We start from the raw sequence: 15,380 nt of genomic DNA on the forward strand, positions 1-15,380 counted from the left end.
CGGGGCGGTACGGGGCAGTACGGGCGGCGGGTAGGACGGGGCAGTAACGCGGTACGGGGCAGTACGGGCGGCGGGTAGGACGGGGCAGTACGGGCGGCGGGTAGGGCGGGGCAGTACGGCAGTGCGAGCGGAGCCATGAGCTCAGCTCCAGTTGGTCGGCTCGGGTGTGGGGGATGGGGTTGGGGGAGCCGGTCCTCAGCGGAGGTGTGCTTTCGCGAGGACCGGTTCGCCTCTCAAACGTCAGCGGACAGCGGTTGCTACCGCATGGGCGACTGCGGCATCTGATTCCGCATGACGAGCAGCACCTGGTTGATGGTGTTCACCCAGACCTGCGTCGCGACTTCATCCACGTAGATGGAGTCCTTCATCAGCTTGAACATGAAGTCATTGCCGTTGCGGAGGATGAGCTGGACGCTGTTGCCCTTCCAGAAGCTCTTGTTGATTTCCGCGCGGTCGATGTCCTTGATGTAGAAGTTGAAGATCAGCGTTCCAAGCTGGTCCTCGGCGAAGATGCGCTTGTTCGTCATCGTCGCCAGGTAATCCCAATACAGGGTCTCATTGGGCTTGCGCGTCTTGGCAATGGCTTGCTTCTTCACGGCCTCGCCGGGGCCCAGAATCACTTGTGTCATCGGGTCTTCTCCGCTGGGCGGTTGCTCTGGAAGAGGTAGCCGTCCCGGTACAGCTCCGTGTAGCCGCACTTCAGGCAGGACGCCGCGAACAGCGGGAGCGGCTGGTCCTCCGGGTAGCCCTCATCGGCTTCGATGGTGAACCGGCAGTTGGCCAGGTTGAGGACGACACCCGGGCAGTTGATGCAGAAGGCCGTCTTCTCGTTGTTCTTCGCCGGGTCTGGACGAATGGGCATGTCGCTCAGTCCTCGGTGACCTTGTTGTGGCCGCGCGGCGTCGTCTTGTTGATCTTCTCCCGCGCCTTCTCGTTCTTCATGTGCTGGATGTCCTGCTGCGTCTTCTTGTGCAGGAGGGCATCCTTGTAGTCGGCCTCCGCATCCAGGGCGTTGCCCAGGCCGCGACCGGCGCGATTGGCGAGCCAGAGCGCCCCGCCGGCGCCGCCAATGGCCCTTCCGGCCGGGTCGTTGACGGTGCTCACGAGGCTTCCGACGGCGGACATCCCTCCCGCGACATAGTCCAGCTCGTCGTAGATAGCGTCCCGGCGCTGCTGGTGGGCGTCCCGCTCGATGCCGGCCATGACGGGCACGTCGAACGGGTCGCTCTCGGCTGTGAAGAACCCGCCGTCCCCCGCGTCCCCGGCTGCGAAGTCCCCGTCCCCCTGCGGCGCCTCCTCGGTGAAGGACTCCGCGGTCGCCGCGTCGTTACCCGCGTCGTCACCCTGCTCGGGGAGCGGCGGCAGGCCCATCCGCTCCCGGAGGGCCGGCAGCGACGGGCCTTCCGGGCTCAGGAAGGAGCGCAGCTCGTCCGGCGACGGCTCCGGCGGATGCCGGGACGGATGCCCCTGCCCCGGACGGCGGCCGCGAGGCCCGGGCTCGGGCTCGGTCGGGTCCATGGGCTCAGCGGCGCTGAAGGGATCCGCCGTCACATCGTTGCCCGAGAAGAAGTCACCTCGGTCCTCCGGCGGTGGAGGCGTGGGCCGGGTGGGGGCCCGGCGGCGGCCCTGCGCCCCAGGCTCCGGGTCCTGCGTGAAGTAGCGCGGATCATCGGCTCGGACGGGATTGCGGGCTCCAGCCGGGACCGTCTCGGCTGTCGCCTCGCCCTCTGCCTGCGGCATTACGTCGTCAAACCAGCTCGACATGTTTCCCCCTCATGGGAAAATTCCCACGTTGCTGTTCAAATCCTGGGGCACATGTCGGGATGACGTCAAGGTAGGGGTGCGTCAAGGTGGCATGACGCACTGCATGGCTTCGCGTGTCGCTCGCTGTTCGGCGCGACGGCCCCATCAAGCGGGTAGGGCTGCGGCGTCCTCGCCGAGGAACGCGAGCGCCGTTCGCGAGACGGACGGTGCGTGCACGCGCGTGCGGCGCGACTACACCGTGGGCTGCGGCTGGGACTCGATGCCGAGTGCCTCGTGCGCGAAGCGGAACATGCGTGCGTTGAGCTGCTCGAGGAACTGGAGCGGGTGGCGTCCGGAGCGGTCCGCCGCGTCCTCCAGCTTCTCCTTGCAGCGCAAGTCATTGCAGAGCGTCACGCCGACGCGGCGCTTGTTGTCCACGTCGGTGGTGAGCATGCCCACCTCGCTGGACGAGCCGTAGCTGTGGCACCACTCGCACATGCGGTAGGTCGGCTCTCCGCCCGGCGGCTCGCGGCGGAAGATGATGCCAATGGGCTTGCGGCTGCCGGGCGCGGAGAAGATGAGGTACACGCGCGCGCCGGACGTCTCCGTCCAGGCGAGGTAGTCCCGGACGAAGAGCGGGAAGGTGATGCCCTCGGGCATCTCGATGACCCGGCGGTCTCGCGAGCGGAAGGACTCGATGAGCGCCCGGTCGTTCTCGAATCGAAACACGGCGACTCCTTGGCGAACGCCTGCACTAACAGGCAGTCCCCACCATATCCACCCGAACCGGCGGAGCAGCCGGGCCTCTCCCCGCCCGAGCCCCCGGCCTCAGGGCGCCCGGCCCTCAGTCGCCCATGCGTCACATTTCGAGTTCGACGCATCCCGCTTCAACACGCCCTCCTGTAGCATGGGCACTCTCTGTCCTACCGGGAGGTTCCAGTGCCCCCACGACATCCGCCCCACTTCCACATCGCCATCGCGGGGAGTGGCTTCGGCGGCCTCGGCATGGCCATCCGTCTCAAGCAGGCAGGGCTCCAGGACTTCGTCATCTTCGAGCGCTCCCACGACGTGGGCGGCGTCTGGCGTGACAACGCGTACCCGGGCTGCGCGTGCGATGTGCAGTCCCACCTCTACTCGTTCTCCTTCGCGCCCAACCCGGCCTGGTCCCGCGCCTTCTCGCCGCGGGGGGAAATCCACGCCTACCTGCGCGACTGCGCGGACCGCTTCGGCATCCGGCCGCACGTGCGCTTCCAACACGCCGTCCAGGAGGCCCGGTGGGACGACGTCCAGCAGCGCTGGCACCTCCAGACATCAGAGGGGCTCTACACCGCGGACGTTTTCATCTCCGCGGTGGGCGGCCTGAGCGAGCCCGCCATTCCCAACCTGCCCGGCCTGGAGCGCTTCCAGGGCAAGGTGATGCACTCGGCGCGGTGGGACCCTGGCTACGCGCTCACGGGCAAGCGGGTGGCCGTCATCGGCACCGGCGCCTCCGCCATCCAGTTCGTCCCGGCCATCCAGCCCCAGGTGGGCCGGCTGCTCCTCTTCCAGCGCACCCCGCCCTGGGTGATGCCCAGGATGGACCGCTCCATCAGCGAGCGGATGCGGCGGCTGTACCAGCGCCTGCCGGGCGCGCAGCGCCTGTCTCGCGGCGCCATCTACGCGCTGCGCGAGTTGATGGCGCTCGGCTTCATGCACCCGTGGATTCTCAGACTGGCCCAGCGGCGCGCGCTCAGGCACCTGGAGCAAGCCATTCCCGACCCGGTGCTGCGCGCGAAGGTGACGCCGAAGTACACCCTGGGCTGCAAGCGCGTCCTCGTCTCGGACGACTACCTGCCCACGCTCTCCCAGCCGAATGTCGACGTCATCACCGACGGCATCAAAGAGGTGCGCGAGCACGCCATCGTCACGGCGGACGGCACCGAGCACGCCGTGGATGCCATCATCCTCGGCACCGGCTTCCAGGTGACGGACATGCCCATCGCCCGCCACATCCACGGGCGTGGTGGGCGCTCGCTGGTGGACGCGTGGGGCGGCACCATGAAGGCGCACCTGGGCACCACCGTCAGCGGCTTTCCCAACCTCTTCATGCTGCTGGGGCCCAACACGGGGCTGGGCCACACCTCCGTCATCCTGATGATTGAGAGTCAAATCGACCACGTCCTCGGCGCGCTGCGCTACCTGGAGGGCCGGGGCCTGGCCGCGGTGGAGCCCACGCCCGAGGCCCAGGCCGACTTCAACCAGCAGCTCGACACGCGCATGTCCGGGACGGTGTGGATGCAGGGCGGCTGCGTGAGCTGGTACCTCGACGCCACGGGGCGCAACTCCACCCTCTGGCCGGGCTTCACCTTCACCTTCCGGCGCCGCGTGGAGCGCTTCGAGCCCTCCGAGTACGTCGCCATCTTCCCGCATCGCCGCCGGCCCGCCGCGCTCCCCGCGCCGCGGCTCCTGCCCGAGCGAGCGTCCCCGGTGTCCATGAGAATCCCCACGCGAGTCACGGAGGGCAGCCCATGAAGACGGTGAAGAACAGAGTCGCCGCGATTACCGGCGCGGGCTCGGGCATTGGCCGGGCGACAGCGGTGCTGCTGGCGCGCAGCGGCTGCAACGTCGCGCTGTCCGACGTGAATGAGCAGGGCCTGGGCGAGACGGCGGACCAGTGCCGCGCGCACGGCGTGCGGGTGAACACCGCGCGAGTGGATGTCGCGAAGCGCGAGGCCGTGCATGACTGGGCGGACGCGGTGGCGCGGGAGCTGGGCGCCGTCCACGTCGTCGTCAACAACGCGGGCGTCGCGCTGGGCGCCACCATCGAGGACACCCGGTACGAGGACTTCGAGTGGCTGATGAACATCAACTTCTGGGGCGTGGTGTACGGCACCAAGGCCTTCCTCCCGCACCTGCGCGCGGCGGGCGAGGGCCACATCGTCAACGTCTCCAGCGTGTTCGGTCTCATCGGCGTGCCCACGCAGGGCGCGTACAACGCCGCCAAGTTCGCGGTGAAGGGCTTCACCGAGGCGCTCCGCCAGGAGCTGGAGGTGGAGTCCGTCCCCATCGGCGTCACCTGCGTGCACCCCGGCGGCATCAAGACCAACATCGCCCGCAACGCACGGGTGACGCACCGCAAGGGCTGGACGGACGAGCGCTCCACCAGCGACTTCGAGAAGTCCTTCTCCACCACGCCGGAGAAGGCCGCCTCGGACATCCTCTCCGCCATCCTGAAGAACCGGCGGCGCCAGCTCATCGGCGGTGACGCCGTCTTCATCGACCTCATGCAGCGGATGCTGCCCACGCTGTACCAGCGCCTGGTGGTGGCGGGGGCCCGGCGCCGGCGGCGCAAGCTGCTGGAGAGCGCCACGTGAAGTCACCCCGCGCGCTCAAGCGCCGCGCCGCGCCCGAGGCCCCGGAGCACCCGTCTCCGCCGCCCCGTCGTGCGCGCGCGCCCGTCCGGCCCACCCCGCTGGCACAGCGACTGGAGGCGCCCTCGAAGGCCACGCCCCAGGACCTCTTCACCCTGGCGCTGGCTTGGTGGAAGCAGGGCGAGCGCTTCGACATCGGCCGCATGGCGCAGGCGCTGGGCGTCAGCCGCGCCACGGTGTTCCGGTGGGTGGGCACCCGCGAGCTGCTCTACGGCGAGGTCATCTCCTCGCTGTTCGAGGGGGCCCTCGCCATCGCCCGGAAGGGCGCGCGCGGCGAGGGGCCGGAATTGGTCGCGGACATCACCCGGCGGCTGTTCGAGTTGCTGGTGACGGACGCGCCGCTGCGCACGTTCGTCCAGCAGGACGCCGAGTACGCCATGCGCATCCTGATGTCGCGCAGCAGCACCGTGGAGCAGCGCTGCGCCGCGAGCATCCGCACGTCGCTGGAGGAGGGCGTTAAGCAGGGCCACCTGAGGCCGGTGATGGACCTGGACGCGCTGGCCTACGTCATCATCCGCATCGGCGAGTCCTTCCTCTACCGCGACGCGATTACGGGCGACCCGGTGGATGTGGAGTCCGCCATCACCGCCATCCGGCTCCTCCTCACCGTGGAGAAGCAGGACGTGCGGTGGAAGGGCCGCTGAAGGTGCCCGTGCCTACTCCGGCGCCGCCGTCCGCGCGGGGCTGCGCAGCGCGTACAGCATGCCGCCCACCGCGAGGGCGATGAGCCCGGCAATGAGGTTGCGCGGCTGTGCGCTGAGGGCGAAGACGACGCACAGCGAGGCGGCTGCAATGGGCACCACCGGCCCGCCGGGGATGCGGAACGCGCCCGGCTGTTGGGTCAGCTTGCGCCGCAGCACGGGGATGGCCATGGCGGTGCCGAAGTAGGTGGCCAGCCGCGCCACCACCGACAGGGTGGCGAGCACCTCGAACGAGCCCGAGAAGGCCAGCGGCAGGGCAATGGCCGTCTGGGTGAGGATGGCCACCGTCGGCGTGCGGAAGCGCGGGTGCAGGGACGCGAGCGGCGCGGGGCCGAAGCCGTCGCGGGCCAGTGCGTACAGGTAGCGCGGCCCCGCGAGCACCGTGTTGCTGTTGGTGCCCAGGATGGAGAGCACCGCCCCCACCGTCATCAGCAGCCCGCCCCAGCCCCCGAGGAAGCGTGCGGCCGCGTCCGCCAGCGGCGTCTTCGCGTCCACCACACCCGGCAGCGTGCCCAGCGCCACCCACTGCACCGCGGTGTAGATGAAGGTGACGACGCCAATCTGCACCACCAGCGCGAAGGGCACGTCGCGCTTCGGATTCTTGAACTCGCCCGCGGGCGCCGCAGTGTTCTCGAAGCCCGCGTAGGCGAACAGCAGCAGCAGCACCGCCGCGCCCAGGCTGCCGTCCGCCTTCGGCACCACGGACGTCGCCTGCTCCCAGGACATGGCGAACAAACCCGCGCCGATGAAGAGCAGCAGCGGCACCGTCTTGGTAATGGCCAGGAAGACGGCGGTGCGCGCGCCGGATTTCACGCCCACGACGTTGATGGCGGTGAGCAATAGCAGCGGCAGGGCGATGGCCAGCGAGCGTCCCACGCCGTCATTCACCTGCGGCCACAGGTAGGCCAGCGCCCGCGCGAAGCCCGCGGACAGCGACGCCACCGAGGACACGCGGGCCAGCCACGTCATCCACCCCACCTCGAACCCCACCAGGTCGCCGAAGGCCTCCCGCGTGTAGACGTAGGCGCTGCCGGGCCGGTCGAAGTAGCTCGCCGCCTCCGCGAAGCAGAGCACCAGCAGGAAGACGCCCAGCCCCGCGAGGACGATGGCGCCCACGCTCGCCGAGCCGAGGTTCGCCGCCGCCGCCGCGGGCAGCAGGTACACGCCGCTGCCGATGACGTCATTGATGGAGAAGCCCACGATTTCCCAGCGGGAGACCGCGCGCTTCATGCCGAGGTCCGCGGGGGCCGCGGAAGGGGGTGTCGTCATGGCGGAGACGATAGTCCCAAGCCGCCACCCGCTGTACCCGGAATTCCCGTTAGCTGAGAATCGGGTCGAGCGGCAGGGCCACCTCGAAGCAGGCCCCCAGGCCGGGCTGGCTCTCCACACGGATGGTGCCGCCGTGGGCCTCGACGATTTCCCGGGCGAGGTAGAGGCCCAGGCCCAGGCCGCCGTAGTGGCGCTCGGACACCGCGCGCTCGAACTTGCCGAACAGGCGCGGCAGCGCCTCGGGGGAGATGCCGATGCCCTCGTCCCTCACCGTGAGTCGCGCGCTCCCGCCGTCCGCCTCCAGGCGCAGGTGGATGGGCCGGCCCGCGCCGTACTTCACGGCGTTGGCCAGCAGGTGGGAGACGACCTGCTCCACCCGCCGCCTGTCGTAGGTGCCCACCACCGTCCCCGGGACATGCAGGTCCAGGCGGCAGCCCGCCTTCGCGCAGTCCGCCTCGAAGGATGCGGCCACCTCGTGCATCAGGGCGGCGAGGTCCACCGGCTCACGGTGTATTTCCAGCCGCCCGGCGCTGAATTGGGACACGTCCAGGAGCGCGTCCACGAGCCTTCCGAGCCGCCGCGTCTGCATGCTCACCGTGTCCAGCACGGAGGCGACCTTGTCCGAGGGAAGCACGCCTCCGGGCGCGGCCTGCGTATGGCGTTGCAGCGCCTGGACCTTGATGCGGATGGGCGTGAGCGGCGTGCGCAGCTCGTGGCTGGCCACCGACAGGAACTCGTCGCGCAGGCGCACGGCCTGCTGCGAGGCCTGGTACAAGCGGGCATTGTCCACCGCGAGCGCCGCGCGCCGGGCGAGGTCCTCGGCGACGCGCACATCCTCCTCCGTGTAGTGCCGGCCCGACTCGGCCTGCATCAGCGAGAGCGTGCCCAGCACCCGGCCGCCCGCGATGAGCGGGACGATGAGGTAGGAGCGGATGCCCAGCGTCCGCAGCATGTCCCGCCGCTCCGCGCCGCCCCACGTCGAGCCCCGGAGCGCGTCCTCCGGGATGTGGGCCATCCAGTCGGGCTCGCCCGTGCGCAGCACCCGCGCCACGCCCCGGTGCGCATCCGGGGGGTGGGGATGGTTGCGGAGGAAGTCATGGAGGGAGCGTGCCCGCTCCGGGTCGGCGTGCGCGACGGCGATGTGCTCGACGCGGCCGCGCTCGTCGAGCACGTCCACCGTGCACCAGTCCGCGAGCGTGGGCACGGCGAGCCGCGCCAGGAGCTGGAGCGTGGCGTGGCTGTCCAGCGAGTTGCCCAGCAGGGCGCTCGCCTCGGCGAGGAAGCGGTGCGCCTCTTCGCGCTTGCGCAGCGCGAGCTCGGCCTCCTTCAGGAGGGTGATGTCCTGGAATGTCACCACCGCGCAGGCGGGACGCTCGCCCAGGGCGGGCACCTGCGCGGTGTCCACCAGCACGGCCCGCTGCCCTCGGGGTGTGCGCGCGAGGAGCTGGAGCCCGCTGATGCTCTCCCCGCGCGAGGCGCGCACGGCGGGGTACTCCGAGGGGGCGAGCTCCCGGCCCGTCAGGTCCACCAGGGAGAAGGCACGCGCGTAGTCGCCCTCCGACATCGCCCGGGGGAAGGTGGTGCCCCAGTAGTCGTCGGCCTTCGTGTTGGCGAAGAGGATGCGGGCCGTGTCTCGCTCCACCAGGATGAGGGGCACGGGCAGCCACTGCAGGACGGACTGGAGCCACTCCTGGTGGGCCACCAGCGCGGCGTTGAGGACATCCACCCGCTGGCGCTCCGCCTCCGCGCGCTGCAGCGCGTGCGCCTCGCGGGCTCGCAGGTCGGTCCGCTCCCGCTCCCGTGACTGCCACAGCTCCAGGAAGACGGAGACCTTGGCGGTGAGCTGCTCCGCGAAGAGGGGTTTGTGGAGGAAGTCCACCGCGCCGGCGCGGTAGGCGCGCATGGTGAGCAGCGCGTCCTGCGCCGAGCCCGTCATGAAGAGCAGCGGCAGGGCCTGGTGGCCCGGCGTCTCGCGGATGCGCCGCGCCGTCTCGAAGCCGTCCCAGGCGCCCGCCAGGAAGACGTCCAGCAGCACCGCCACGAAGTCCTGCCGCTCCAGCGCCTGGACGGCGTCCTCGCCGGACGTCACGCACACGAGCGCGACGCCGAGCGGCTGCAGCGCCCGCTGGAGCGCCACGGCATCCGCCGCCGAGTCCTCCACGAGGAGGACCGCGGGGCTGGCTCCAGGGGATGTCACGCCGCGCACGTCGATTGCGGCACTCAAGGGGTTCCCTCCAGGAAGATGGGTGCGGGAAGAGCGGCCTGGTGTCGGGACACCGGAGGGGGGCGCTCGTTCCGGCGGCAACATGGGCGCATGTCCCCGGTCATGCCAGCCCCTCCTGACGTTCCTCATGCGGGTGTACATTGCCCGGCGGGGTGCAGTGCCCGGTTCTGGACGTTGGACGCGGGCGGAGGAGTTGTTATGAAGGGAAACGACGGTCGGCGATGGACGCCGGCCCCACGTACCTTCGGAGGCACCATGCACTCGGACCTTGTCCTGACGGTGAATGCCCTGTCCGCCCCGAGGGTGCGGGCCGCCTAGCGGCCACGAAGTTCCGGCGCAGCGCGGTCTACTCCCCTCCGGGTGCCCTGAAGAACCAGGTGCGCCTGTCGGCACCGCCGTGTCCGGAGTTCCCTCCCGTGTCTCTCGAGTCTCTCGGCTGGAATCCAGCCCTCGCAAACGCCTTCGCCGACGTCCTCTCGCAGTCCTCCCTTCCCCTCGTCCCCGGCCGCGTGGTGCGCCAGGCGCGCGGGCTGCTCTCCGTCCAGACTTCCGAGCGCGTCCTCCTCGCGCGCACCGCCGGGCGGCTCCTCCACGACGCGCCCGACGCCCAGGCGCTGCCCACCATTGGCGACTGGGTGGCGCTCCAGCTCCCTGCCGGGGACGGCGAGGCGCTGCTGCACGCCGTGCTCCCGCGCCGCGGCGTCCTCATGCGCCGCGAGGCGGGCCGCGAGCGGGAGGGCCAGCTCATCGCGGCCAACCTGGACGTGGTGTTCCTGGTGGCCGGGCAGGATGACGACTTCAACCCCCGCCGCCTCGAGCGGGCGCTCGCCCTGGCGTGGAACAGCGGCGCGGCGCCCGTGGTGGTGCTCAGCAAGGCGGACCTCCTGGGTGACGTGGAGGCGCGCGTCCATGAAGTGGAGGCCCTCGCTCCCGGCGTGCCCGTGCTGGCCCTGAGCGCGCACACCGGCGAGGGCGTGGAGGCGCTGCTCGCATGGCTGCCCGCCGCGACGACGGGCGTGCTGCTCGGCTCGTCGGGCGTGGGCAAGTCCACGCTCGTCAACCGGCTGCTGGGCGAGGAGCGCCTGGCCACGCAGCCCGTCCGCGAGGACGACAGCCGCGGCCGCCACACCACCACCCACCGCGAGCTGTTCGCGCTCTCCGGCGGCGGGCTCCTCATCGACGGCCCGGGCATGCGCGAGCTGGGCGTGTGGGGTGAGGAGGAGGGCGTCGGCCACGCCTTCGCGGACATCCTCGAGCTCGCCGCCGGGTGCCGCTTCACCGACTGCGAGCACCGGAGCGAGCCGGGCTGCGCGGTGCGGGAGGCCGTGGCGGGAGGCGTGCTCGAGGCCGCGCGGCTCGACAGCTTCGAGAAGCTCCGGCGCGAGCAGGCCCACCAGGCCCGCCAGGCGGACCCGCTGGCGCGGCGCGAGCACCGGCGGCAGATGAGCACCCTCATCATGTCCGTCCGGAAGTCGGGACGGGCCAAGCGGCGCGGCGACAGCTGACCGGAGCGCGCGAGTCCCTGGCGGCGGTGGTGCCCGGCCGCCGCCAGGGAGCGTCCTCGACGTCCCGGGGCGCATGCCTGCCCGGGCTCCGTCCTACCTGTCCCGGCGGGGAAGGGCGGGCGGCGTCTATACTCCGCCTCCATCATGAAGAAGACGGACCTCATCAAGGCCCAGCTCCGGCGCACGATTCGCCGCGACTTGTGGCTGACCCTCGGCCCCGCGATCGCCCTCATCGGCATCGCGTTCGCCGTGACGTTCTACTTCGTCAAGCCCGCCCCCCCGAAGACGCTCGTCATCGCGACGCCGCAGGACGAGGGCGGCTTCCGGTACTACGCGCGCAAGTACGAGGCCATCCTCGCGCGAGACGGCATCAAGCTGGAGGTGCGCCCGACGAAGGGTTCCGTCACCAGCATCGAGATGCTCGCCGACGAGAACTCGGGCGTGGACGTCGCCTTCGTGCAGAGCGGCACCGTCAGCGCGGAGAAGGCCGCGAGCGTCGTCTCGCTGGGCAGCCTCTCCTACGTGCCGCTCTGGGTCTTCTACCGGGGCGAGCCGATTGAGGACGTCCGCGCGCTGCGCGGCCGGCGCATCTCCGTGGGGCCGGAGGAGAGCGGCACGCGCTCGCTCGCCCTGACGATGCTCAAGGCCAACAAGGTGGACGAGGCGCCGACGCAGCTGGTCTCCCTCGGCCGCGAGGAGTCCATTGAACAGCTCAAGCAGGAGAAGCTCGACGCGGTCTTCCTCGTCTCGCCCGCGGAGTCCCCGGCCATCCAGAAGCTGGCGGCGGTGCCGGGCATCCACATGCTCAGCTTCGCCCGCGCGGACGCCTATACCCGCCGCTTCACCTACCTCACCCGGCACGTGTTGCCGCGCGGCGTGTTCGACCTCGCGGCGGACGTCCCCGCCGAGGACGTGACGGTGCTGACGCCCACCGCCAACCTCGTGGCGAAGGACACCCTGCACCCCGCGCTCGCGTACCTGCTCCTGCGTGCCGCCAGCGAGGTCCACGGCAGCGCCGGCATGCTGGACAAGACGGGCGAATTCCCCGCGCCGCTGGAGACGGGCTTCCCCTTGAGCAGCGAGGCCCGCCGCTACTACGAGTCCGGCGTGCCGCTGCTCCAGCGCTACCTGCCGTTCTGGGCCGCCAACCTGGTGGACCGGCTCTGGGTCATGCTCGTGCCCATCATCGCCGTGGTGGTGCCCCTGTTCCGCGCCGTGCCGGCGCTCTTCCTCTGGCGGGTGCGCTCGCGCATCGTCCGCTGGTACGCGCGCCTGAAGGAAATCGAGCTCCAGCTCGACGAGAATCCGGACCGGGAGACGCTGGGTGACATGCTGCGTCGGCTCGACGAGGCCGAGCGCGAGGTCAACCGCATCCCCATGCCGCTCTCCTATTCGGAGAACCTCTACTACTTCCGCGAGCACATCGACGTCGTTCGCCGGCGGCTGCTGCGCCGGCTCGCGGATGCCCCGCCCCCCCTGGCGCACGAGGCGCAAGCCGTGGGTTGAGGCCCTGGCGGGTGTGGTTCCCTGTGGGTCTGAAAAAATAAATCAGGACGCGCTCAAGAATCCGGGCCCCGTGCGTATTTATTTTCGAAAGGTGGGGGCAGCGGGGCAGAGCCGCGGTGCCCAAGGGCTTCGGACGCAGAGCGTCTGAAAGGTGGGCGGGGAGGGTGTCCGGGCCGTTGACGGCACTCAAGGTTTCGGACGCTTAGCGTCTGAGGGTGGGGGGAGGTCAGCCCGGGGGGGCTGGCTTCAAACGGTGTAGGGGGCGCTCCAGAGTGGGAGCGCGTGGTCATTGGGAGCACGTCGAGGGGGCGTGCTCCCAATGCTTTTTTTTCTGGAGTCTGGAGTCCTGGAGCCCCGTCAAGGTGGCTCATACGGCGGGAAGTGCGTCGGGGGGCGCGCTTCCCGCTGTGTTTTTTTCGGGCTCCGCGCAGTCCTGCCTCGCGGCGGACACCTTCCACGGGCCTGGAACGAGCAACGGGGCGAGCAGGAATCCCCGCTCGCCCCGCCGTGCGTCTCGTGGGCTGCCTGCCGTGTGGCTACTGGCCGCCCGAGGGCATGACCTTGATGCGCTCACCGTCGCTGCCCGTGACGGTGGTGCCGGACGTCTTCTGCTGCTCCGCGGTGGGCGTGCCCACCGAGAAGCTCACCACCTTGGACATGGGGCTGCCCTGGAAGGTGCCGGTGACGGCCACCACCAGCAGCGAGCGGCCGGTGCCGGGCGTGAAGTCCACGTCGAAGGACGTCTCGTCCGAGCGCGCGAAGCTGCCGCCCTTCACGGGCGAGCCCGCGCTCTTCACCGCCAGGCCATCCACGCCCGAGACATTCACCTGCACGTCGCTGGCCGGAGAGTCGAAGCGGAGGGTGACGTGCGCCTGCTTGTCGTCCACCTTCGCCTCCACCGCCACGGGCGCGGCCACCTTGGCGGTGTCCGTGCTGGCCGGGGGCGTCGTGGACTTCGCCTGGGAGCTGCATGCCACCGGCGCCGTCAGCGCGAGGAGGCCCGAGAGGACTGTGAGTGCCTTGCGATTCATGTGTGCTCCTCGGTTAGGGGCTCGTGATGGAGACGGAGACGTCGTAGTTCGCGTCCCTCGCGCTGTAGCCAGTCACCACCAGCACGTACTGCGTGCCGCTCGTGCTGGGGATGCTGACCGACTCCGTGCCCTGGAAGGACTCGTCCGCCGAACCCACCAGCTCACCCCGCTTGTAGATTTCGATACCCACGTCTTCCAACGTGTTCGCCGCGGAGATGTTCATCGTCCGGCCGGTGCCCGAGAACACGAAGTAGCGGTTCTGCTGCTGCTTGTTGTACTCGGCCTTGCCGCGCAGGGTGGTGGTGGTGCTGTACGGGTACGCGTTGGGGACGACCGTGTACATGGCCCGCAGCTTCGAGTCCCCGTCGCCGAAGGGCGACGTCACCGCGCCGACCCCGTAGTGGGCCATCAGCGTGTCCACCGCCGACGCGCTCACGCCCGGCTGTGCCTTGAGGCCGGCGATGAACGAGCCGATGGTGGTCAGCGCGTCCGTCGACTTCTGCGGCCCCACCAGCACGTCGTAGACGGGGCCCAGGCCCAGCGCCACGCCGTCATAGGACTCGTTGGAGCCGGAGTCGTAGAGGTCGTAGAGCGCGCGCATGACACTGGACTCGGAGAACACGCTCGGCGACGGGTCATCCGTGGGGCTGGGCGCCGTCTCGGCGTCGAAGCCGAAGGCCAGCGGCGGGCCGCTGGTCGAGTTGGTCCACAGGGTGTCGACGTAAATCGACTCCGGCAGGAGCATGGCCGCGAGCGCGTTGCCGTAGCCCTCGCCGAAGGCCAGGCGCGGGTCCAACACGTCACCCGTGCTGTGCGGTCCGCCCGGGCTGTCCGCGCGCGCCAGGTTGGCCTCGAAGTAGTGCCCCCACTCGTGGACGATGACGTGCGAGTCGTACTCGTCGGTGTCCACGCCCGACTTCCCGAGGATGTAGATTTCGTTCTCCGTGAAGGAGAAGTGCGACGTGCTGATGGCGCCGCTCTTCTTGTCCCCGTTCTGGGGGACGTTGTTCGGGCTCCAGTTCACCTTGAGCGCGGGGAAGGTGACGGTGCGCACCGCCATGAAGGCCTTGGACGCGGTGTACATGCTGTCCAGGATGGCGAAGGGCGCCGCGGTGCGCGCGTTGGCGCTGTAGGTCGTCCCCGTCCAACCGTGCGTCGCGTGCAGGTTCTTCGTCGTGGTGGTGGCGGTGATGCTGTCGCCCAACGCCCAGATGGCGTCGCCGTCCGTGTTGTCCTCGACCTGGATTTCCGGGTTCGTGGACTTCGCGAGCGCGACGAGCGTCAGCGCGCCACAGGCGCCCGGGGTGAAGCTGAGCTGGTAGTTGCCCTGCTCGTCCGTCGTCCCCGTGGTGAGGGTGTTCGTCCCCTGGCGCACCTGGACCACCGCGCTGCGCACCGGCCGCTCGGCCGACTGCGCGAAGCCCAGCGTGCCCGTCCGCGTGTTCGTCGAATAGGTGGCCGGGATGAAGTCGTAGGTCACCTTGCCGCTCAGCGTCACCGGGTTGCCCGCGCTGCCGCCCTTGCAGTCCTCGTCGTCGTCGTCGTCATCATCGTCGTCGCCACACCCCACCAGCGCGAGCGTGAGCGCGAGTGCCAGCACCTTTGCGGTGAAGCCCCAGTCTGACCTGCGAGACACGAACATTCCGTTCTCCCCCTGCCGCTCGCGAGTCGAGGGCAGCGGGGCATTCTGGGCAGTTCTCCAGGCAACTTCAAATGCGTAGGACCTGGGCGGGAAGGTTCTCATTGGCGGAGATTCTGGAACGCCGGCCCTCGTGGTTCTCCAACGCCACCCGGTTCGCCTCGGGTCGGCGCGTGGAGGGCTCCGCTTTCACGGTGTCCAAGCCGCGGCGATTCATGAGCACCCCCAGGTCTTGAAGCCTGCCCGCAGGGCATGCGGGCAGGCATGCCGAGGCTTTTCCGTCTTCCGGGGGACGCTCCGCCGCCCCACCCTGGTGTGAGGGACGGTTGGGAATTTCCTGACACGGGAGGGA

Annotated in this window: 13 protein-coding genes; 5 read left to right on the forward strand and 8 right to left on the reverse strand. The window is 70.1% G+C overall.

The genetic code is table 11. From position 1 onward, the window contains the following. Positions 1-257: 257 nt before the first annotated feature. The 4 genes from G4D86_RS45430 to G4D86_RS45445 form a co-directional block, all read right to left on the reverse strand. Positions 258-629: a hypothetical protein gene (locus G4D86_RS45430; protein ID WP_164001488.1), complete on the reverse strand. Its 372-nt coding sequence runs from the start codon at positions 627-629 to the stop codon at positions 258-260. After that, entirely contained in the window at positions 626-862 is a 237-nt protein-coding gene (locus G4D86_RS45435; protein WP_164001490.1) for a hypothetical protein, read from the reverse strand. The genes G4D86_RS45430 and G4D86_RS45435 overlap by 4 nt, the downstream gene beginning before the upstream one ends. 5 nt (positions 863-867) lie before the next feature. Then, positions 868-1,764: a hypothetical protein gene (locus tag G4D86_RS45440; RefSeq protein WP_164001492.1), complete on the reverse strand. Its 897-nt coding sequence runs from the start codon at positions 1,762-1,764 to the stop codon at positions 868-870. A 231-nt stretch (positions 1,765-1,995) separates the two neighbouring features. Beyond that, on the reverse strand, positions 1,996-2,472 hold the full coding sequence (locus G4D86_RS45445; protein ID WP_164001494.1) for an FBP domain-containing protein: 477 nt from the start codon (positions 2,470-2,472) through the stop codon (positions 1,996-1,998). A 210-nt stretch (positions 2,473-2,682) separates the two neighbouring features. Between G4D86_RS45445 and G4D86_RS45450 the strand changes: the two genes are divergently transcribed. The 3 genes from G4D86_RS45450 to G4D86_RS45460 are packed head-to-tail and all read left to right on the forward strand — an operon-like array spanning position 2,683 to position 5,797. Beyond that, positions 2,683-4,254, forward strand: a complete 1,572-nt coding sequence (locus G4D86_RS45450; protein WP_240360843.1) for a flavin-containing monooxygenase — start codon at positions 2,683-2,685, stop codon at positions 4,252-4,254. Beyond that, positions 4,251-5,096, forward strand: a complete 846-nt coding sequence (locus G4D86_RS45455) for an SDR family NAD(P)-dependent oxidoreductase (RefSeq protein ID WP_164001497.1) — start codon at positions 4,251-4,253, stop codon at positions 5,094-5,096. The genes G4D86_RS45450 and G4D86_RS45455 overlap by 4 nt, the downstream gene beginning before the upstream one ends. Continuing rightward, on the forward strand, positions 5,093-5,797 hold the full coding sequence (locus G4D86_RS45460; RefSeq protein ID WP_164001500.1) for a QsdR family transcriptional regulator: 705 nt from the start codon (positions 5,093-5,095) through the stop codon (positions 5,795-5,797). Before G4D86_RS45455 ends, G4D86_RS45460 begins: the two co-directional genes overlap by 4 nt. A 12-nt stretch (positions 5,798-5,809) precedes the next feature. Here G4D86_RS45460 and G4D86_RS45465 read toward each other — a convergent pair whose 3' ends face one another. Both G4D86_RS45465 and G4D86_RS45470 read right to left on the reverse strand, forming a co-directional pair. Further along, on the reverse strand, positions 5,810-7,123 hold the full coding sequence (locus tag G4D86_RS45465; protein WP_164001501.1) for an APC family permease: 1,314 nt from the start codon (positions 7,121-7,123) through the stop codon (positions 5,810-5,812). A gap of 49 nt (positions 7,124-7,172) precedes the next feature. Further along, a complete protein-coding gene (locus tag G4D86_RS45470) occupies positions 7,173-9,347 on the reverse strand; it encodes a hybrid sensor histidine kinase/response regulator (RefSeq protein ID WP_164001504.1) in 2,175 nt (724 codons plus the stop codon). 416 nt (positions 9,348-9,763) lie between these two features. Between G4D86_RS45470 and rsgA the strand changes: the two genes are divergently transcribed. Together rsgA and G4D86_RS45480 are read left to right on the forward strand one after the other, a co-directional pair. Beyond that, a complete protein-coding gene (gene rsgA, locus G4D86_RS45475; protein WP_164001506.1) occupies positions 9,764-10,852 on the forward strand; it encodes a ribosome small subunit-dependent GTPase A in 1,089 nt (362 codons plus the stop codon). Between the two features lie 144 nt (positions 10,853-10,996). After that, the gene (locus G4D86_RS45480; protein WP_164001508.1) at positions 10,997-12,358 is read left to right on the forward strand and encodes a TAXI family TRAP transporter solute-binding subunit; all 1,362 of its coding nucleotides are present in this window, start codon (positions 10,997-10,999) and stop codon (positions 12,356-12,358) included. Positions 12,359-12,894: 536 nt separating this feature from the next. On the opposite strand, the gene G4D86_RS45485 is transcribed toward G4D86_RS45480, so the two are convergent. Next, positions 12,895-13,389, reverse strand: coding sequence for a hypothetical protein (locus G4D86_RS45485; protein ID WP_164001510.1), 495 nt, complete (start codon positions 13,387-13,389; stop codon positions 12,895-12,897). A 13-nt stretch (positions 13,390-13,402) separates the two neighbouring features. Then, positions 13,403-15,031, reverse strand: a complete 1,629-nt coding sequence (locus tag G4D86_RS45490) for a hypothetical protein (protein ID WP_164001513.1) — start codon at positions 15,029-15,031, stop codon at positions 13,403-13,405. Positions 15,032-15,380: the final 349 nt, after the last annotated feature.

The organism is Pyxidicoccus caerfyrddinensis (assembly GCF_010894405.1).
GTDB lineage: Bacteria > Myxococcota > Myxococcia > Myxococcales > Myxococcaceae > Myxococcus > Myxococcus caerfyrddinensis.